An 18,017-nucleotide genomic window follows, 5' to 3' on the forward strand; every position below is an offset into this window, starting at 1 on the left:
ACCGACGCCAAGGCCGACGACAAGCAGACCGACAAGCTGCGCGAGGACGTCGTGCGCACCGTCGACGACGGCCGCGCCCTGGTCGCCAACATCGCCGGCACCGCCACCGACACCGACGGCGGCGTGCACTCCTTCGAGGGCGGCCACTACATCTCCGTCACCGGCTACCGCGACAACGGTCACCAGGTGAAGATCGCCGACAGCGCCGACCCCAACCAGGCCGAGTACTGGATGACCACCGAAGCGCTCGCCGACTGGATCGCCACCCGCGGCTACAGCACCTCCTGACACACGCGGCACAGCCGAAAGGGCCGGCCCCCACCCAGGGGCCGGCCCTTTCGTCGTCCCCGAACGCCGCCCGAGGCACATGATCCACTCCATGCCGGCGGCATCGCGGCATGCGACCAACCCGGACACCCCGATGCCGCCGGCATCGAGTCGATCAAGGAGCGAGCCCGGACTTCAGCGTCACCGACGGCGTTTGCGCTCCTGGCTCAGACGCTCGTCGAGGCGACCCAGTTCGTAGATGGCGTTGAGGTCGGTCGGCAGCCGGGACACGTTGTCGGGCGCCGGCTCCGGATCCGGTACCGACCCCGCCGGGCGGCGCGGCGCGCCGGCGGGCGCCACCGCCGTCGGAGGGCGGCGCCGCCGCATCAGCAGCAGCACCGGCACCGCCACCGCGCTCAGGGCGAGGGCGTAGAGCAGCAACCGGTCGGACTCCTCCGCGGCATCGGCCGGCCCCGGGAGAGCCTCCGGAACGGGCGCGGACCCGCCCGGCGCCGTCGAAGCCCCCGGAGCGCCGCCGGCGGGAACACCCGCCCGGGCGCCGGCGGTGCGACCGGGCATCGGCGACGCCCCCGCGGCGGACGGCCCCGGCGTGGCGGGTTGTGCGGGGACCGTGGCACCCGGGGTCAGTGACTCCTCGTCGGGGCTCGGCGAGGCACCACCGCCGAGGAGGTCGCCGACCACGCCGCCGACACCGCCGAGCAGGTCGCCGACCACCCCTTTGGATGGTGACGGGGAGGCGGACGGGGTTGGCGCGGGAGCCAGCGCCAAGGTGAGGGCGAGCGCGGCCACGGCAGGCATGTTCACCTCGGTGGAAATCGATGTGTGAGGCACCGTACCGCACTCGGTGACCGGACAGTGACATTCACACCGCCCGCAACGCGGGGAGGGCCCCTCGTGCGCGCACAAGGGACCCTCCGCGCCGGCCCGGGCCGGAAGACCACCACCGGCTCGGGCCGGGCCGTCCACCACTCAGGCAGGGAGACCGCCGACCTGGGTGTTGATCCAGGAGCGGATCGACGGCAGGTCGCCGTAGATGGACGGACCGGTGGCGCAGGTCGCGTTGTTGTTGCCCGACCGGCTGGTTGCCCCGATCACGTTCCACACGCCGTTGATCCTGCGCACCTGCGGGCCGCCGGAGTCGCCGTAGCAGGCGCCGGAGTTGCCGCCGGTGTTGTTGGTGCAGATCTCGTACGGGCCGTTGATGCCGATACAGCGGCTGTCCGACACGATCGAGGTGTCCAGCTCGTGCGCGATGGTCGGCGCGGAGCCGCAGCCCCGGTTCGGGCAGGTCAGGCCCCAGCCGATGATGCGGGTCGCGGTGCCGACCGCGCCGGAGGTCGTCGGGATCGGCGCCGGGGCGTACCCGACCGAGCTGGACAGTTGCAGCAGCTTGACGTCGATCGTCGGGTGGCTGACCGAGCGGCTCACCCGGACCACCGTGCCACCGCTGCTGCGGTTGACGCTGCCGACGCGTACCGAGGACGGCGTCGAGCAGTGCCGCGCGGTGACCACCCAGTTCGCCTTGATGAGCGTGCCGGTGCAGCCGGACGTGTAGACCAGCCACGGGTAGTTCTCGGTGGCCGGCCGGCCGCCGACCACGAACGGCGTGACCTCGTCGGAAGCCCACGTGAACGTGCCGGTGGTGACCGTCGCGCGGCCGCCGGCGAACAACGAGTTAACCCGTGAGGCCTCGGCGCTGCTGGGGTACGCGTTGCGGCACGAGACGGGTGCGCTGCTGCCGGACATCAGGTCGGAGCAGAGGCCGGTACGCCGGTCGGGCAGGCCGAGGATGTGGCCGAACTCGTGGCTGGCGATGCGGGTGCGGTCGTACCCCTGGTTCACCGCGGTCCAGCCCATCCAGATCCGGCCGGAGCCGAGCCCGGTGACCTGGGCCCGCGGCCAGCCGCTGTCGACGTAGATGGTGACGTTGCCCGGCGTACGCGGGACCAGCCGGACGTTGCTGACCGAGCCGTTCCAGATCTGGGCGGCCTGGTCGAAGTTGGTGCGGAACTCGCCGGCCCGGCTCGCGTCGTAGTAGACGGTGCGGGCGGCGGAGGCCGGGGCACCGGTGGCGACCTGCACCCCGGCCGCCGCGAGCACCGCCGCCAGCACGGCTCCGGCCGCGCGCAGCAGTTGTCGTCTGAGCATCTCACTCCCCTGTCGTCGGCGGCACCGCCGCCATCCATCGATGTACGTGGATGTTAAATCGAACGTCACCGATGTCCGACATAGCGGAAGAGTCATACCGGCGAGCGACTGGCGGCGGCAATCAGGCCTTGCCGCCGCGTCGCCAGCCGCCGACCGGATGCCCCGTGCTGTTACGCCGGCGTTACGCCACGGCGAAGTTGCTGCCGTGGACCGGCTCCACCGTGGACCTCGTGGTGACGGGACGACGGGGTCCGGCACCGACGGACAGCAGCTCAGACAAGGAGGAGACAGATGCGGATCAAGAGTGGACTCATGGTGCTGGTGGTCGTACTCGCCGGCCTGGTCGCCGGCGCGGGCACCGGCACGGCCGCGACGACGACCGGCACGACGAAGGCGGCGGCGACGGGGTCGCCGTACTGCGGGATCACCTGGGGCAGCCTGACGAAGTCGGCCGGCTCGCTGAGCAGCGCCCCGCTCATCGACGTGCGGACCGGGCGGCACGACTGCTTCGACCGGGTGGTCTTCGAGTTCGCCGGCCCGGTGACCGGCTACACGGTCACCTACGGCGAGACGTGGACCGAGGGTGAGGGGCTGCCGCTGTCGCCGTACACCGCCGGGGACGAGCTGCTGCGGGTCTCGCTGCAGGCCCCCGCGTACGACGACGAGCACCTCGCCACCGTCCCGTACCGGGTCGGCGAGCACACCGCCAACGTGCTGCGCTACCGGACGCTGCGGGACGTGGTGTTCGGCGGCAGCTTCGAGGGCTACAGCACCTTCGCGGTCGGGGTGCGGGCGCGCCTGCCGTTCCGGGTGTTCGTCCTGGCGGGCCCCGGTACGCACAGCCGGATCGTCCTCGACGTGGCCCACCAGTGGCAGGAGTGACGACGGCGGAGGGTCCGGCACCGGCCGGACCCTCCACACCGGCCGTTTCGCCAGGTCAGCCGGGACCGCAGCGGGGCTACGCTCAGCGCATGGAAGGCCGGGTGCTGGTCGTCGAGGACGATGCCTCCATCCGTGAGGTCACCGCCCTCGGCCTGCGCCGCGCCGGCTTCCGGGTGGACACCGCCGTCGACGGCCGGTCGGGGCTCGCCGCGTGGCGCGCCCGGCCGGTCGACCTGATCGTCCTGGACGTCATGCTGCCCGGCCTGGACGGGTTCGAGGTATGCCGGGAGATCCGGCGGACCAGCCAGGTGCCGATCCTCATGCTGACCGCCCGGACGGACACCATCGACGTGGTCGTCGGGCTCGAGTGCGGGGCCGACGACTACCTGCGCAAGCCGTTCGACCTGCCGGAGCTGGTCGCCCGGGTCCGTTCGGTGCTGCGCCGGGCCAGCTCCACGCCGGCCCCGACCACCATCGAGGTCGGCGGACTGGAGATCGACCCGGCAAGCTTCGTGGCCCGCAAGGACGGGCGCGACCTGGCGCTGACGGCCACCGAGTTCCGGCTGCTGCTGGAGCTGGCCCGCCGGCCCGGTCAGGTGTTCACCCGGGAGCTGCTTCTCGAGCGGGTCTGGAACCACGACTTCCTCGGCGACTCCCGGCTGGTGGACGTGGCCGTGCAGCGGCTGCGCGCCAAGATCGAGGACGACCCGGCGAACCCCCGGCTGGTCCGGACGGTCCGGGGTGCCGGCTACAAGTTGTCACCGACGTGAGGAGGTGCCCGGTGCGGACAGCGGATCCGGTCGTCCCCGGTCGCCTGCGGCGCCGGCTGACCGTCGCCTTCGTGCTCGTCGCCGGGGTCTCCGCCGGGCTGCTCGCCGGCGGGTCGTACGCGCTGCTGCGCCAGGCCCGCTTCGACGGCTCGGTGCAGCAGGCCGCAGCCGACGCCCGCTACCAACTCGTGCTCGCCGGGCAGTTCGTTCCGCTGACCGCGCAGCGCCGCGGTGAGCTGCTGGCCAGCTTCGAGGGCAGCGGCCGGCACGTGATCCTCGTCGACGGTGAGGCGTATCCGTCGAACCCGTCGTACGCGCCACCGCTGGGCGCGGCGCTGCGGGCGACCGTGACGGCGGGGCAGCTCGGCTACGAGCGCACGGCGCCGCCGGCCCGGCCCCGACTGCTCGTGGTCGGCGGCCGCGTCCCCGGTTCGACCGCCGAGCTGTACGTGGTCACCGTGGAGGACGACATCGCCGCCGACCTCGACCAGCTGCGGACCGCGCTGCTGGCCGGCTGGGTGCTGGTCGTGCTGCTCGCCGCCGCCGTGGGGCACACGCTGGCCCGCCGCACCCTCGACCCGGTCGGTCGGGCCAGTCGCGCCGCCCGCGCGCTCACCGAGGGGCTGCTCGCCACGCGCCTGCCGGTACGCGGCCGGGACGAGTTCAGCGTGTGGGCCGCCTCGTTCAACGAGATGGCCGAGGCGCTGCAGGACAGGATCGAGGCCCTGTCCCGGGCGCAGACCCGGGAGCGGCGGTTCACCGCCGACGTCGCGCACGAGCTGCGTACCCCGGTGACCGCCCTGGTGGCCGCGGCTTCGCTGCTGGGCGACCACCTGGACCAGCTGCCCGACGACGCCCGGCGCGCCGGAGAGCTGCTGGTCACCGACGTGGTCCGGCTGCGCCGGCTGGTCGAGGACCTGATGGAGATCTCCCGCCTGGACGCGGGCCGGGAGGCCCTCGCCGTGACCGCGGTCGACCCGGCCGCCCTGCTGCGGTCGATCCTGCGGGCGCGCGGGTGGGCGGAGCGGGTGATCGTCGACGCGGCTCCCGTCGACCTGCGCACCGATCCCCGCCGGCTGGAACGGGTCCTCGCGAACCTCGTCGCCAACGCGGTCGAGCACGGCGGCGGCACGGTACGGGTCACCGTCCACCGCGCCGGGCCCGAGGTGGTCTTCGACGTCACCGACCAGGGCCCGGGCATCCCCGCCGAGCACCTGCCCCGGCTCTTCGACCGCTTCTACAAGGTCGACCCGGCCCGCTCCGGCCGCGGCAGCGGTCTCGGTCTGGCCATCGCCTGGGAGAACGCCCGCCTGCTCGACGGCCGGTTGAGCGTGTCGAGCACCCCGGGCGTCGGCACCCTCTTCCGGCTCGCGCTCGCCACCACACGCCCGGAGGCCGCCGCACCCACCGCCGACGCCGCGCCGACCGGTGCCGCCCCTCGGCCCCGCGAACCGGGCGCGGACCGGTGGACGCCGGGAGGTGCGCCGTGAGGCGCGCGGCGGTCACGGTGGGGATTGTCGCCCTGCTCGCGATGAGCGGGTGCGGGGAGCCCAGGTCGGGCTCGCTCGGGCCGGCCCCGACCGTGGCGCCGCCGGCCACGTCGACCCCGCCCGCCACCACCCCGGAGCCGTCCCCCACCGGCCCCGCGACCGGGCCGCCGAGCCCGACCGCGGTCACCACACCGCCGGCTCCGAGCGGGACGGCCGCGCCGCCGGCGGGCACGGTCACGATCGAGCTGTGGTACGTCCGGGACGGCCGGATCGCCCCGACCCGGCGCACTCGGCCGGCGACCGTGGCCACGTCCCGCCTCGCGCTGACCGAACTGGCGGCCCGACCGACGGCGGCGGAGACCGCCACCGGACTGGCCACGCTGGTGCCCAACGGCACCGACGTCACCCGCATCGCCGACGGGACGGCGATGCTCGCGGTCCTGCCGACCACGGGCGGGTCGGCGGCGGTACGGCTACGCGAGGCGCAGGTGGTCTGGACGCTCACCCAGTTCCCCACCGTCCGGCGGGTCCGCTTCGGCGCCGGCGCCCCGGTCGACCGGGCCGACTACGCCGACCTGCTGCCGCCGATCGTCGTGACCGCACCGATCATCGGCGCGCGCGTCACCGGCCCGGTGACCGTCACCGGCACGGCCGACGTGTTCGAGGCGACGGTCAGCGTCCGCGTCCTCGACTCCGGTGGCCGGGAGATCGCCACCACGTTCACCACCGCCACCTGCGGCACCGGCTGCCGGGGCGACTACCGCGTCTCGGTGGGCTACCGGGTGGACCGGGAGCAGGCCGGCACCGTCGAGGTGTACGAGGTGTCCCCGGAGGACGGCTCGCGCACCAAGGTCGTCGCGGTGCCCGTACGACTCACGCCCCGCCGCTGACGACACCTGCCGAAGGTTGCCGTGCGGCTACCCAGGTGGCCGCATGGTCCGATTCGGCTCCGACGGCGACACCGGCACCACGGTCAGCCGGGGGTCGATCACCGAGGCGGCCGCCATGCCGGACGCCGTTGTTCGCGGCCGGGCCCGACCCGCCACCAGGCCGGTAGGGGTCGCTCTCACAAGATCTCTCCGGCCGCATCCGGTCTTGTTTCAACCTTTGACGTGCGTTGTAATCAATGGCTCACCGCATCTACAAGGGAGTGGAGGTGGCATGAGACGATCCCTGCTGATCACCGGAGTGGCCGTCGTAAGCCTGCTCTTCGCAACGGGTCCGGCGACGGCCCATGACGGCGAGCATGAGGGTGAGGGCAAGGACGCGATCGGGGAAGTCGACCCGAACTTCCCGGCCGCGGCCCTGGTCGGCGCGCCGAACGGCACCCCATGCGTCGACGGGCAGGCGGGCTACTTCCCGTGCGACAACGTCAACCTGGCAAGCTACCTGCCGATGTCAGCCATCGGCGGTGGGCGCGGCTCGGACGTCTGGGGATGGACGGATCCCGAGACCGAACGTCGCTACGTCATCGCCGGGCGCGAGACCGGCACCTCGTTCGTGGACGTGACGAACGAACGCAAGCCCGTGTACCTCGGCAACCTGCCCACCTCCGGCACCAACAACGTGATCTGGCGCGACATCAAGGTGTACGACGATCACGCGTTCATCGTGGCCGAGGCACGCGAGCACGGCATGCAGGTGTTCGACCTGCGGCAGCTACGGACCGTCGATCGTGCCGCCGCGCCCGTGACATTCACCGCCACCACCACCTACCGTGACTTCGGCCGCGCCCACAACCTCGCCATCAACGAGGACTCCGGTTTCGCGTACGCCGTGGGTGTACGCGAGGACACCCATGCCTGCGCCAGCGGCCTGCACATGATCGACATCCGGACGCCCACTCAACCCACCTTCGCCGGCTGCTACGCCGCAGACGGCTACACGCACGACACGCAGTGCGTGAACTACGACGGTCCGGACAGCCGCTTCCACGGACGCGAGATCTGCTTCAGCTCCAACGAGGACACCCTCACCATCACCGACGTCACCGACAAGGCGGCGCCAGTGATGCTGTCCCGAGTTCCGTACGAGGGTTCGGCGTACAGCCACCAGGGCTGGTTGAGCAAGGACGGCCGGCACTTCCTGATGGGCGACGAACTGGACGAGCTTCGGTACGAGGTGAACACCCGGACGTGGATCTGGGAGGTGTCGGACCTGACGGCCCCACGGTTGGTGGGTGCACACACCGCGGACACCACGGCCATCGACCACAACCTGTACGTGGTGGGTGACCTGGTCTTCCAGTCCAACTACCGTTCCGGACTGCGCATCCTGCGCGCCGACAACCTGGCGAACGGCCGGCTCACCGAGGTCGGTTACCTCGACACCTGGCCAGAGGACGATGACGCGGCGTTCAGCCACGGTACGTGGAGCAACTACCCGTTCTTCGACAACGGCCTCGTCGCCGTTCACGGCTACGACGGTCTCTTCCTGGTGCGGCCGACACTCGGACGCGGCTGACCTCGATCCGACGTACCCGAGAGGCGCCCCCGTCCGGATGTCCGGCGGGGGCGCCTCCGTCCTCCCTACCACCGCCCCGACGGAAGACGACGCCGCCGGGCGGCGGTCCGGCAGAGACGGCCGTGCCCCGACCAGGATTCGAACCTGGGCTCTCCGGTTTCGTAGACCGGCGCTCTCTCCGCTGAGCCACCGGGGCGTACGACCGGCGCCCGCCCCACCGGGCGCCGGTCGTCGCTCAGCCCTTCACGCAGACCACCTGCTTGAGGTGCGCCACCACCTCGACCAGGTCCTCCTGCTGCGCCATCACCTCGGTGATGTCCTTGTACGCGGCCGGGATCTCGTCGACCACCCCGGAGTCCTTGCGGCACTCCACGCCGGCGGTCTGCGCGGCCAGGTCGGCGGCGCTGTACGTCCGCTTCGCCTGGGCCCGCGACATCCGCCGCCCCGCACCGTGCGACGCCGAGTGGTACGCATCCGGGTTGCCCCGACCGCGCACGATGTACGAGCCGGTCCCCATGGACCCGGGGATGATGCCCAGGTCCCCCCGGCCCGCCCTGATCGCCCCCTTGCGGGTGACCAGCAGGTCGACGCCGTCGTAGGTCTCCTCCGCCACGTAGTTGTGGTGGCAGCTCACCGGCTCGTCGTACCGCACCTGCGGGAACTGCTCCCGGACGACCTCGCAGAGCACGGCGAGCATGACCGCCCGGTTGCGCCTCGCGTACTCCTGCGCCCACCACAGGTCCCGGCGGTACGCGTCCATCTCCGGCGTGCCGGCGATGAACACCGCCAGATCCCGGTCGGGCAGGTCGGCGTTGTGCGGCAGGTGCCGCGCCACCGCCATGTGCCGCTCGGCCAGTTCCTTGCCGATGTTCCGCGAACCCGAGTGCAGCATCAGCCAGACCCGGCCGGCGTCCGCGCCGCCCTGCTCCAGGCAGACCTCGATGAAGTGGTTGCCGCCACCGAGGGTGCCCATCTGCCGCCGCGCCCGGGTCTCCAGCTGGGTCACCCGCCGGTCGAGGTCGCCGAACCGCCGCCAGAAGTCGTCCCAGCCGCGCTGCTCCAGCCCGCGGACCCGCCGCGGATCCACCGGGTCGTTCCGCTGGGCGAAGCCGACCGGGATCGCCGCCTCGATCGCCGACCGCAGGCCGGCCAGGTCGTCCGGCAGGTCGACGGCGGTGAGCGACGTCCGGACCGCCGACATGCCGCAGCCGATGTCCACGCCGACCGCGGCCGGCGACACGGCCTGCCGCATGGCGATGACCGAGCCGACCGTGGCGCCCTTGCCGAAGTGGACGTCCGGCATGACGGCCACGCCCTCGACCCACGGCAGCGCGCCGATGTTGCGCAGCTGGCGAGCCGCCTGCGGCTCGATGCCGTACGGGTCGGTCCAGACCCGGACCGGCGCGCGGGTGCCCGCCAGCGGGGTGAAGCCCATCGTCGTCTCCTCGTGTCGTGGGACGGTCCCGCGCTCGGGGCGGGACCGGAAGGCAGAGCGGCTGGCCGGATTCGAACCGGCGATCTTCACCGTGGCGAGGTGACGCGCTACCGGGCTGCGCTACAACCGCGATCCGCGCGACGCCGTGGGGCGTCGCCGCGCAGGCCGTACGGGATTCGAACCCGCAACCTCCCGGCTGAGAACCGGGTGAGCTTCCCGTTGCTCCAACGGCCCGTGTCGGGGGCACGAAAAAGCCGCCCGTACCCGGTGGGGTGGGCGGCGACCGCGTCCTGTGCGGACGTCAGTCACACCACCCGGGTCGCCGGCACTGAAGGCGGCGACCGCCGGCCCGTTCGCCGGCCGTCGCACCACCGCGCGGCGCGGGCCGCGTGGCTCGGGTGCTGACTAGCTGCGTCACGGTGGGCTCCCTCGGTCCGGTGTGGGCTTGCGGGGAGGACACTACGGCCGGCCGGGGATGGCCGCAATGGATATTGGCCGGGCTGCCGGCGATAGGGTCGTGCCCATGCGGACCAAGCAGGAGCTGGGCGCGGCCATCCGGCGGGACCGGCGGGCGGCGCTGGTCATCAACGCCCGCTCCCGCCGCGGTCGGCAGCACTACGACCGGGTGCGGACGCGGCTGGTCGCGTCCGGTTTCGACCTGCTCGGCACCTACCCCGTCGACCGGCCCGGGCAGTTGGAGGAGAGCCTCGCCGAGGCGATCCGGCTCGGGCCGGACCTGCTCGTCGCCGGCGGCGGCGACGGCACGCTCAGCACGGCCGCGCGGCTGCTCGCCCACCGCGACATCGCGCTCGGCGTGCTGCCGCTGGGCACCACCAACAACTTCGCCCGCACCGTCGGCATCCCGCTCGACCTGGACGCGGCCGTCACGGTCCTCACCAACGGGAAGGTGGTCGACGTCGACCTCGGACTCGTGGGCAACCTGCGGTTCGCCAACCACGTCGGCATCGGCCTCTCCGCCGACGTGATGGCCAGCACGCCGCCGCGTCTCAAGCGACTCAGCGGCCGGCTCGCGTACCCGGTCACGGCCCTGGCGCTGCTGGCCCGCCACCGTCCGCTGCGCGCCCGGGTGCGCGCCGAGGGGCGGGAGCACGAGTTCGTCACCCATCAGCTGTACGTTGCCAACGGCGGCTTCCACGCCGGCCGGCCGATCACGGCGGACGCGAACGCGGACGACCGGCTGCTGGTCGCGTACCCGGTGGGTGGTCCGAACCGGCGTGAACTGCTGCGCGACACCGCCCGCAACGCGGCGACCGGGCATCGCCGCACGCTGGGTGACGAGCCGTTCCTCGCGGTACGTCAACTCTGGCTGGAGACCGACCGGCCGGCGCCGGTGGAGGTCGACGGCGAACTGTACGGTGAGACCCCGATCCGGATCGGCCTGGACGCCAACGCGTTGCGGGTGGTGGCTACCGCCGACAGCCCCGACCGCTGAGCCGCACCGTTCCGGGCGGCCCACCGCGTAGCATCGGCTGCCGTGGCCCTGATGCGCGTTGACTTCTACTCCGACGTCCTCGGTCTCTCGACGTCGATGACGGTGATCCTGCCGCAGCGCACGGCCTCGCAGATCGGCATGGCCGGCGCCGCGCCGGCCGGTGACCCGCCGGTGCTCTACCTGCTGCACGGCCTGACCGACGACGACACGATCTGGCTGCGGCGTACCTCGATCGAGCGGTACGTGGCACCGCTCGGCTTGGCGGTGGTGATGCCGCAGGCGGGGCGCAGCTTCTACCGCGACGAGGAGCACGGCAACCGGTACTGGACGTTCCTCACCGAGGAGCTGCCGTCGACCTGCCACGACTTCTTCCGCCTGTCCCGGCGGCCGGAGGACACGTACGTCGCCGGGCTCTCGATGGGCGGATACGGGGCGGTGAAGTGGGCCCTGCGCCACCCGGACCGGTTCGCCGCGGCGGCGAGCCTGTCCGGCGCGCTGAACGTCGCCACCCGCCGGCACCACCCCACCCGGCCGGTCGACGCCGACGTGTGGCACACGGTCTTCGGGGAGCGCACCGTCGCCGACACCGACGACGACACGGTGGCGCTGCTCGACCGGTACGACGCGGACGGGCCGGCGCTCTACGTCGCCTGCGGCACCGAGGACTTCCTGTACGAGGACAACCTGCGCTTCGTCGACGTCGCCCGCGAACGGGGGGTGCCGCTGACCGTGGACTTCTCCCCCGGTGACCACGACTGGGCGTACTGGGACGCGAAGATCCAGGACGTGCTCGCCTGGCTGCCGCTGCGCGAACGGCCCGCCGGCTGAGGGGCGTCGAGCGGAGGCGCCACCGGGCGGGAGGTCAGGCGCCCACCGTGCCGTCGACGCCCTCGCGGAGCAGGTCGGCGTGGCCGTTGTGCCGCGCGTACTCGTGGATGAGGTGCAGCATGACCAACCGCAGCGACACGGTCTCCCCGGACCGGGCGTTGTGGCCGGTCACGTCGAGCGACGGGGCCTCCCGCTCGACGCGCCGGGCGTGCTCCACCTCGCGCTGCCAGGCCGCGAACGCCTCCGCCCGGGTGGCGCCGGTGGCGTCGTACGCCTGCTGGTAGTCGCCGGAGTCCGACCAGACGAGCGGGACGTCCTCGCCGGCGATCACCCGGCGGAACCAGGCGCGCTCCACCTCGGCCATGTGCCGGACCAGGCCGAGCAGGGAGAGCGTCGACGGCGGCATCGACCGCCGGCGCAGGTCCTCGTCGCCGAGGCCGTCGCACTTCATGCCGAGGGTGGCGCGGTGGTAGTCGAGGAAGGCGCGCAGCATCTCGCGCTCGTCCCCGGTGACCGGTGGACCGATCCGTTCGGTGGCCACTGCGCACCCCTCCCCGCTGCCGTACGTCCGACGCACCGTACCCGATCATGGACCGTCTACCACCCGCGCGGACGGTGCCGGCCGCCGTTTGACGACAGGCGCTACGCTGACCCCGGTGTGCCGGGAAGTCTGGTCGGCAGTCGTGAGCCCCGACGACCCGGGAGGCTGCCGTGAGCGCACCCGCCATCCGCACCGAACGCCTGACCAAGCGGTACGGCCCCGTGTCCGCCCTCGACGGGCTGGACCTGACCGTTCCCGCCGGCGAGGTCTTCGGCTTCCTCGGCCCGAACGGCGCCGGGAAGTCCACGACCATCCGGCTGCTGCTCGGGCTGGCCCGCCCGACCGCCGGCCGGGCCTGGATCTTCGACGTCGACGCCGCCGACGTCGCCGCCGCGCACCAGCGGCTCGCGTACGTGCCGGCCGATGTGGCGCTCTGGCCGCGGCTGACCGGCGCGGAGGTGCTGGAGCTGCTCGGCGCCGTCGGCCCGGGCGTCGACCGCGCCTACCGGGACGAGCTGGTGGAGCGGTTCGCGCTCGACCTGTCGAAGCCGGCCGGCACCTACTCGACCGGCAACCGCCAGAAGGTCGCCCTGGTCACCGCGTTCGCCACCCGCGCCCCGCTGCTGGTCCTCGACGAGCCGACCAGCGGGCTGGACCCGCTGATGGAGCGCGAGTTCCGGCGGGCGGTGGCCGACGCCCGCGCCGACGGGCGGACGGTCTTCCTCTGCTCCCACCAGTTGGCCGAGGTCGAGGCGGTCTGCGACCGGGTCGGGATCCTCCGCGCCGGGCGGCTGGTCGACGTGGCGGCGGTGCCCGACCTGCGGGCCCTGCACCGCAGCGAGGTCCAGATCCGGTTCGCCGGCCCGGTGCCGGACCTCGCGGACGTGCCGGGCGTGCAGGCGGTGGAGCACACCGGCCAGGGTGCCGTGCGGTTCACGCTGAGCGGGCCGCCCGGGCCGGCGCTGCGGCAGATCGCGGCGGCCGACGTCAGCGCGGTGAGCATGCGGGAACCCACCCTCGAGGAGATCTTCCTCGACTACTACGGGGAGGGCCGGTGACCACCACGGCGGCGCGGCGGGCCGTCACCCGCCTCGCGGCGCACCAGGTCCGGCGCGGCGGGCTGGTCGTGCTCGCCGTCGCGGCCGGCATGTCCGCCCTGGTCGCCACCACGTACGAGAGCACGATGGGCACCGAGGCTGACGCCGCGGCGCTGGCCGCCCTGGCCGAGAACCCGGCGATCCGCACGTTGTTCGGCGAGCCCGTCGCGCTGGACACCCCCGGCGGCTTCACCGTCTGGCGCACCGGGACGGTGCTCGCCGTCCTCCTGTCGGTATGGGGGCTGCTCGCGACCACCCGGACCACCCGCGGCGAGGAGGAGTCCGGCCGGTGGAGCCTGCTGCTCGCCGGGCGCCTGGCCCCGCCGGCCGTGCTGCGCCGGCACCTGCTCGTCCTGGTCGCCGTCATGGCGGCGATCGGCGCGGCCGTCACCGGGGCGCTCACCGCCGTCGGCACCCCGGTCCCCGGGGCGGTCCGGCACGGTGCCGGTCTCGCCCTGGCCGGGACGTTCGCGGTCGCGCTGGCCGCCCTAGCCGCCCAGGTGTTCCCCACCCGGGCCGGGGCAACCGGCGCCACGGTGGCGGTGCTCGGCGTCGGGCTGCTGTCCCGAATGGTCGGCGACGGGGTGGACGCGCTGGCCTGGCTGCGGTGGCTGTCCCCGTTCGGGCTGCTGGCGCTGACCCGGCCGTACCTGGACGACCGGACGCTGCCGCTGGTGGTGCTGGCCGCCGCCACGGTCGCGGTCGCGGCCGCGGCGGTGCTCCTCGCCGGCCGCCGGGACGTCGGCGGCGGGCTGGTGGCCGCTGCCACCGGCCGGCCGCCCCGCCTCCGCCTGCTCGGCTCGGTGCCGGGGTTCGCCCTGCGCCGGCTGCTACGCCCGCTCGGCGGCTGGGCGGCCGGCGTCGGCGCGTACTTCCTGCTGATCGGGATCCTCGCCACGTCGATGACGCGGTTCCTCACCGACAACCCGCGCTTCGCCGACCTGGCTGCCCAGGCCGGGTTCGCCGGCCTGGGCAGCGTCCGTGGGTACGCGGCCACCCTGTTCGCCCTGCTCGCCGTGCCGGTCGGCGTCTTCGCCGCGGTCCGTCTCGCCGCCTTCGCGGCGGCCGAGGCCGACCGACGCCTGACCCCCCTGTACGCCCTGCCGGTCACCCGGCTGCGTCTGCTGGGCGCCGAGGTGGCCACCGTCCTGGCCGGGTCGGTGGTGCTGCTCACTGTTGCGGCGGCCGCCACCTGGGCCGGGGCGGCGGTCGTCGACGCGGACCTGCCGCTGGGGGCGGCGCTCGGTGGCACGCTGAACGTCCTGCCGGTCGTGCTGCTCTGTGTGGGCGCCGCGGTGCTGGCCCTCGGGTGGATGCCCGGGGCGGTGGCCGGGATCGGCGCCCTGCCGGCCGCCGGCGGCTTCCTGCTCCAGGTCCTCGCGGACAGCGTCGACGCACCCGACGGGGTGGGCGAGCTGTCGCCGTTCGCGCACCTCTCGGCCGTGCCCGCCACTGGGCCGAACTGGCCGGCGGCCCTCACCATGGCCGCGCTGGCGCTGCTCGCCACCGGTGTGGGCGTGGCCGGCCTCCGGCGGCGGGATCTTCGCGGCTGAGCTGCACGACGGACGCCACCGGGTCGTGGGCGTAGACCTGCATCACCTCGCTCCCCGCGCGGTCGCCGGTGTTGGTCAGGGTGAAGTGCAGCCGAAGCTCGCCGTCGGTGGGCGCCGCCGGCACGTCGACCGCCAGGTCGGTCCAGGTGAAGGTGGTGTACGTGAGGCAGTGCCCGAACCCGTACGCCGGTGTGGGGTCGACGTTGGACACGTGGCTCGCCTGGCCGAGCCGGGGCGTCAGGTACGTGGACGGCTGCGCGCCGGGCCGGCGGGGCACGCTCAACCGTGGTGGTGGGGGTGGGGGCTGGGCGGACCGAAAGGTGTCCGACAAGCTTCCGGGGAGTTTCCGTAACTGCTCGCACGCTAAGGAGGCGCGGGTGGACACGGACGAGGGACGCAGGGTGACCATCACCGCGATCGCGCGGGAGGCCGGCGTCTCGGTGCCGACCGTCTCCCGCGTGCTCAACGGACGCTCCGACGTCGCACCGGAGACGCGGGAGCGCGTCGAGGAACTGCTACGCCACCACGGCTACCGGCGACCGGGCAACCGCACCGTGCACCGGGCCGGCCTGCTCGACCTGGTCTTCAACGACCTGGACAGCCCGTGGGCCGTGGAGATCATCCGCGGCGTGGAGGACGTGGGGCACGGCGCCGGGGTCGGCACCGTCGTCTCGGCGATCCACCGGCAGCCCGCGTCGGCCCGGCAGTGGTTGCAGAACCTGCGGGCGCGGGCCACCGACGCGGTCATCTTCGTGACCTCGCACCTGAGCCCGCCGCTGCACGCGCAGCTGCGCCGGCTCAACGTGCCGGTGGTGGTGGTCGACCCGGCCGGCGTGCCGGCCACCGACGTGCCGACGGTCGGCGCGACCAACTGGGCGGGCGGGCTCGCCGCCACCGAGCACCTGCTCTCCCTGGGGCACCGGCGGATCGGCTTCGTCGCCGGCCCGCCGCACCTGCTGTGCAGCCGGGCGCGCCTGGACGGGCACCGCGCCGCGCTGGAGACGGCCGGGGTGGCGGTGGACGACCGCCTGGTGCAGCCCGGCGACTTCTACCACGCCTCCGGGTTCGCTGCCGGGACGGCCCTGCTCGACCTCGACGACCCGCCGACCGCGATCTTCGCGGCCAGCGACCAGATGGCGTTCGGCGTGTACGAGGCCGTCCGCCGCCGGGGCCTCCGCGTGCCGGACGACGTCAGCGTGGTCGGCTTCGACGACCTGCCCGAGGCCCGGTGGGCGTCGCCGCAGCTGACCACCGTCCGCCAGCCCCTCGTCGAGATGGGCCGGCTGGCGGCGCGGACGGCGTTGCGGCTGGCCCAGGGCGAGGCCATCGACTCGCCCCGGGTGGAGCTCGCCACCGCGCTCGTCGTCCGGGACAGCTCCGCCCCTCCCCCGGGCTCCTGACCCGGCCGTCATCACTTCCGGTAGACGCCTGGAACTTTCAGGCGCGGCGCCGGCCCCGGCGGCGTCTCCGGGGTGACCGGGCGTGGCGCACCACCAGCGTCAGCAGGCCGCCCACCCCGGCCACCGCCGCGACCAGCAGCGGCCCCGGCCCGGTCAGCCCGTCGGGGAGCGGATCGCCGGCGGCCACCGGACGGGCACCCTCGGGGGCCGGCGAGGCGGACGCCGCCGCGTCCAGCTCGCCCGGCTCGACGAGCCGGCCGACGGCGGCGTCCCCGGGCAGGGCGAAACCCCAGTCGAGCAGGGCGGCACCCTGCTCCCAACCGCGGGCGGGCCGGGACTCGGCGCCCAGCAGCGTGACGACCAGTCGCCGGCCGTTCCGCTCGGCCGCACCCACGTACGTGTGGCGGGCCAGGTCGGTGAAGCCCGTCTTGCCGCCGAGGGCGCCCGGGTACCGGTGGATGAGCTGGTTCTCGTTCTGGATCTGGAAACCCTTGGTGCGGGGCTTGCTCTGGGCGGGGATCTGGTGCGTCTCGGTCAGCGCGTACCGCCGGAAGGTGGGGTCGGCGAAGCAGACCCGGGCGACCAGGGCGAGGTCGTACGCGCTGGTGAACTGCCCCGGCCCGTCCAGTCCGGACGGGGTGACCGCACGCGTCTGCCGGGCGCCCAGGCGGCGGGCCGTCTCGTTCATCGCCCGGACCCCGCCGGCCCGGCCCTCGGCGCCGCCACCGAGGCGGGCGAGCACGTTCGCCGCCTCGTTGCCGGACTGGAGCAGCAGACCGAGCCAGACCGTCTCCACCCGGTAGCGCCCGCCGACGACCAGGCCCACCGCCGAGGAGCCCGGCTCGATGTCCAGGTCCTCCCGGGTCACGGTGACGACCTGCTCCGGATCGAGGCGCGGCAGCACGGCGGCGGCCAGCAGCAGCTTCTGCACGCTCGCCGGGGTGGCGTACTCGTGCGGGCCGCAGGCGCCGAGCACCTGCCCGGTGTCCAGGTCCGCGACGAGCCACGACGTCGCGGTCACGCCCGGCGGCCGGGGCGCGTCGGTCGGGACGACCAGGCCGGCGGTGGCCAGCGCCGGCCCGCCCACCGCCCGGTCCTCGGCGACCGCCGGGGGCGGCGTCGGCCGGGGCGGACGCGACGGCGCGGGCGCCGGCACGGCGACGCGCGGGCACGGCACGTCGGGGGCGACGGCGGCGGTACGCCCCGGCGCGGCCGTGGCCGCCGCGGGGACTGTGACCGGCAGGAGGAGGGTGCACGCGGCAGCCGCCAGCAGCCGAAATCTCATGCCGCCGACCCTAGTCAACAAGATCGGCCTTTCGGGAGAGGATCCGGCAAGTCGTCACCGGGAGGTGACGGGTGGGTGGCCCTCCGCGCGCGGCCACCGCGCCGGTGCTCAGGGCAGGGGGCGCTTCAGGTGGTAGCGGTGCACCTCGGTGCTGCCCTGCACGTTGTTCACGTCCTCGGCCGCGGAGACCAGCTCCCAGCCCTCGCGCCCGACACGGTTGAGGTGCGCGATCGCGGTGTCGCCGTACGCCGTGACGTCCCGGCGCGACCCGTCCGGGCCGTACCAGATGAAGCTGACGTGGAAATTGCGGCCCTGCCCCTGATAGCGGCGGACCAGCAGGGCGTACTCCCAGGTGACCATGGCAACCATTATGAGTGTCCATCC

Annotated in this window: 18 protein-coding genes and 3 tRNA genes; 11 read left to right on the top strand and 10 right to left on the bottom strand. The window is 73.9% G+C overall.

Annotated features, from left to right (window positions below; genetic code table 11):
- On the top strand, positions 1-288 hold a 288-nt coding region (locus tag ACTMS0_RS13940; RefSeq protein ID WP_441155590.1), incomplete at its 5' end, for a C39 family peptidase.
- 180 nt (positions 289-468) lie between these two features.
- Here the strand turns inward: ACTMS0_RS13940 and ACTMS0_RS13945 are convergent.
- Together ACTMS0_RS13945 and ACTMS0_RS13950 are read right to left on the bottom strand one after the other, a co-directional pair.
- Positions 469-1,086: a hypothetical protein gene (locus ACTMS0_RS13945; protein ID WP_441155591.1), complete on the bottom strand. Its 618-nt coding sequence runs from the start codon at positions 1,084-1,086 to the stop codon at positions 469-471.
- A 171-nt stretch (positions 1,087-1,257) separates the two neighbouring features.
- Positions 1,258-2,436, bottom strand: coding sequence for a snapalysin family zinc-dependent metalloprotease (locus ACTMS0_RS13950; RefSeq protein ID WP_441155592.1), 1,179 nt, complete (start codon positions 2,434-2,436; stop codon positions 1,258-1,260).
- A 291-nt stretch (positions 2,437-2,727) separates the two neighbouring features.
- Here ACTMS0_RS13950 and ACTMS0_RS13955 point away from each other — a divergent pair, with 291 nt between their 5' ends.
- From ACTMS0_RS13955 to ACTMS0_RS13975, 5 genes are all read left to right on the top strand, one after another.
- The gene (locus ACTMS0_RS13955; RefSeq protein ID WP_441155593.1) at positions 2,728-3,318 is read left to right on the top strand and encodes an AMIN-like domain-containing (lipo)protein; all 591 of its coding nucleotides are present in this window, start codon (positions 2,728-2,730) and stop codon (positions 3,316-3,318) included.
- Positions 3,319-3,407: 89 nt separating this feature from the next.
- The gene (locus ACTMS0_RS13960) at positions 3,408-4,088 is read left to right on the top strand and encodes a response regulator (RefSeq protein WP_441155594.1); all 681 of its coding nucleotides are present in this window, start codon (positions 3,408-3,410) and stop codon (positions 4,086-4,088) included.
- Positions 4,089-4,099: 11 nt separating this feature from the next.
- Positions 4,100-5,578 (top strand): ATP-binding protein, encoded by a 1,479-nt coding sequence (locus tag ACTMS0_RS13965; protein WP_441155595.1) that lies wholly within the window; start codon positions 4,100-4,102, stop codon positions 5,576-5,578.
- Complete coding sequence (locus ACTMS0_RS13970; protein WP_441155596.1) at positions 5,575-6,468, top strand: Gmad2 immunoglobulin-like domain-containing protein; 894 nt, start codon at positions 5,575-5,577, stop codon at positions 6,466-6,468. Before ACTMS0_RS13965 ends, ACTMS0_RS13970 begins: the two co-directional genes overlap by 4 nt.
- A 271-nt stretch (positions 6,469-6,739) precedes the next feature.
- Positions 6,740-8,041: a choice-of-anchor B family protein gene (locus tag ACTMS0_RS13975; protein ID WP_441155597.1), complete on the top strand. Its 1,302-nt coding sequence runs from the start codon at positions 6,740-6,742 to the stop codon at positions 8,039-8,041.
- 123 nt (positions 8,042-8,164) lie between these two features.
- On the opposite strand, the gene ACTMS0_RS13980 is transcribed toward ACTMS0_RS13975, so the two are convergent.
- The 4 genes from ACTMS0_RS13980 to ACTMS0_RS13995 form a co-directional block, all read right to left on the bottom strand.
- Positions 8,165-8,237 (bottom strand) — tRNA-Arg (locus ACTMS0_RS13980).
- A gap of 39 nt (positions 8,238-8,276) precedes the next feature.
- On the bottom strand, positions 8,277-9,476 hold the full coding sequence (locus ACTMS0_RS13985; RefSeq protein WP_441155598.1) for an RtcB family protein: 1,200 nt from the start codon (positions 9,474-9,476) through the stop codon (positions 8,277-8,279).
- A gap of 56 nt (positions 9,477-9,532) precedes the next feature.
- Positions 9,533-9,606: transfer RNA gene (locus ACTMS0_RS13990), tRNA-Gly, on the bottom strand.
- Positions 9,607-9,637: 31 nt separating this feature from the next.
- Positions 9,638-9,710 (bottom strand) — tRNA-Glu (locus tag ACTMS0_RS13995).
- 289 nt (positions 9,711-9,999) lie between these two features.
- On the opposite strand from ACTMS0_RS13995, the gene ACTMS0_RS14000 reads away from it, so the two are divergent.
- Together ACTMS0_RS14000 and ACTMS0_RS14005 are read left to right on the top strand one after the other, a co-directional pair.
- The gene (locus tag ACTMS0_RS14000) at positions 10,000-10,929 is read left to right on the top strand and encodes a diacylglycerol/lipid kinase family protein (protein ID WP_441155599.1); all 930 of its coding nucleotides are present in this window, start codon (positions 10,000-10,002) and stop codon (positions 10,927-10,929) included.
- A 42-nt stretch (positions 10,930-10,971) separates the two neighbouring features.
- The gene (locus ACTMS0_RS14005) at positions 10,972-11,757 is read left to right on the top strand and encodes an alpha/beta hydrolase (RefSeq protein WP_441155600.1); all 786 of its coding nucleotides are present in this window, start codon (positions 10,972-10,974) and stop codon (positions 11,755-11,757) included.
- Between the two features lie 34 nt (positions 11,758-11,791).
- Here ACTMS0_RS14005 and ACTMS0_RS14010 read toward each other — a convergent pair whose 3' ends face one another.
- Positions 11,792-12,298, bottom strand: coding sequence for a DinB family protein (locus tag ACTMS0_RS14010; RefSeq protein ID WP_441155601.1), 507 nt, complete (start codon positions 12,296-12,298; stop codon positions 11,792-11,794).
- Between the two features lie 170 nt (positions 12,299-12,468).
- Here ACTMS0_RS14010 and ACTMS0_RS14015 point away from each other — a divergent pair, with 170 nt between their 5' ends.
- Together ACTMS0_RS14015 and ACTMS0_RS14020 are read left to right on the top strand one after the other, a co-directional pair.
- Positions 12,469-13,356, top strand: a complete 888-nt coding sequence (locus ACTMS0_RS14015; RefSeq protein ID WP_441155602.1) for an ATP-binding cassette domain-containing protein — start codon at positions 12,469-12,471, stop codon at positions 13,354-13,356.
- On the top strand, positions 13,353-14,948 hold the full coding sequence (locus tag ACTMS0_RS14020; RefSeq protein WP_441155603.1) for an ABC transporter permease: 1,596 nt from the start codon (positions 13,353-13,355) through the stop codon (positions 14,946-14,948). Before ACTMS0_RS14015 ends, ACTMS0_RS14020 begins: the two co-directional genes overlap by 4 nt.
- Here ACTMS0_RS14020 and ACTMS0_RS14025 read toward each other — a convergent pair.
- On the bottom strand, positions 14,872-15,225 hold the full coding sequence (locus ACTMS0_RS14025; RefSeq protein WP_441155604.1) for a hypothetical protein: 354 nt from the start codon (positions 15,223-15,225) through the stop codon (positions 14,872-14,874). The two genes, ACTMS0_RS14020 and ACTMS0_RS14025, sit on opposite strands and share 77 nt — an antisense overlap.
- Positions 15,226-15,325: 100 nt before the next feature.
- On the opposite strand from ACTMS0_RS14025, the gene ACTMS0_RS14030 reads away from it, so the two are divergent.
- Positions 15,326-16,348: a LacI family DNA-binding transcriptional regulator gene (locus ACTMS0_RS14030; protein WP_441155605.1), complete on the top strand. Its 1,023-nt coding sequence runs from the start codon at positions 15,326-15,328 to the stop codon at positions 16,346-16,348.
- A 37-nt stretch (positions 16,349-16,385) separates the two neighbouring features.
- On the opposite strand, the gene ACTMS0_RS14035 is transcribed toward ACTMS0_RS14030, so the two are convergent.
- Together ACTMS0_RS14035 and ACTMS0_RS14040 are read right to left on the bottom strand one after the other, a co-directional pair.
- A complete protein-coding gene (locus ACTMS0_RS14035; RefSeq protein WP_441155606.1) occupies positions 16,386-17,633 on the bottom strand; it encodes a D-alanyl-D-alanine carboxypeptidase family protein in 1,248 nt (415 codons plus the stop codon).
- A gap of 108 nt (positions 17,634-17,741) precedes the next feature.
- The gene (locus ACTMS0_RS14040; RefSeq protein ID WP_441155607.1) at positions 17,742-18,002 is read right to left on the bottom strand and encodes a hypothetical protein; all 261 of its coding nucleotides are present in this window, start codon (positions 18,000-18,002) and stop codon (positions 17,742-17,744) included.
- Positions 18,003-18,017: the final 15 nt, after the last annotated feature.

It is taken from the genome of Micromonospora sp. H33, assembly GCF_052068455.1.
Classification (GTDB): Bacteria; Actinomycetota; Actinomycetes; order Mycobacteriales; family Micromonosporaceae; genus Micromonospora.

What these genes read in the sequence shown, in the direction of transcription:
- ACTMS0_RS13945 (WP_441155591.1), bottom strand. Translation starts at nt 1,086, where the DNA reads ATGCCTGCCGTGGCCGCGCTCGCCCTCACCTTGGCGCTGGCTCCCGCG.
- ACTMS0_RS13950 (WP_441155592.1), bottom strand. Translation starts at nt 2,436, where the DNA reads ATGCTCAGACGACAACTGCTGCGCGCGGCCGGAGCCGTGCTGGCGGCG.
- ACTMS0_RS13955 (WP_441155593.1), top strand. Translation starts at nt 2,728, where the DNA reads ATGCGGATCAAGAGTGGACTCATGGTGCTGGTGGTCGTACTCGCCGGC.
- ACTMS0_RS13960 (WP_441155594.1), top strand. Translation starts at nt 3,408, where the DNA reads ATGGAAGGCCGGGTGCTGGTCGTCGAGGACGATGCCTCCATCCGTGAG.
- ACTMS0_RS13975 (WP_441155597.1), top strand. Translation starts at nt 6,740, where the DNA reads ATGAGACGATCCCTGCTGATCACCGGAGTGGCCGTCGTAAGCCTGCTC.
- ACTMS0_RS13985 (WP_441155598.1), bottom strand. Translation starts at nt 9,476, where the DNA reads ATGGGCTTCACCCCGCTGGCGGGCACCCGCGCGCCGGTCCGGGTCTGG.
- ACTMS0_RS14000 (WP_441155599.1), top strand. Translation starts at nt 10,000, where the DNA reads ATGCGGACCAAGCAGGAGCTGGGCGCGGCCATCCGGCGGGACCGGCGG.
- ACTMS0_RS14035 (WP_441155606.1), bottom strand. Translation starts at nt 17,633, where the DNA reads ATGAGATTTCGGCTGCTGGCGGCTGCCGCGTGCACCCTCCTCCTGCCG.
- ACTMS0_RS14040 (WP_441155607.1), bottom strand. Translation starts at nt 18,002, where the DNA reads ATGGTTGCCATGGTCACCTGGGAGTACGCCCTGCTGGTCCGCCGCTAT.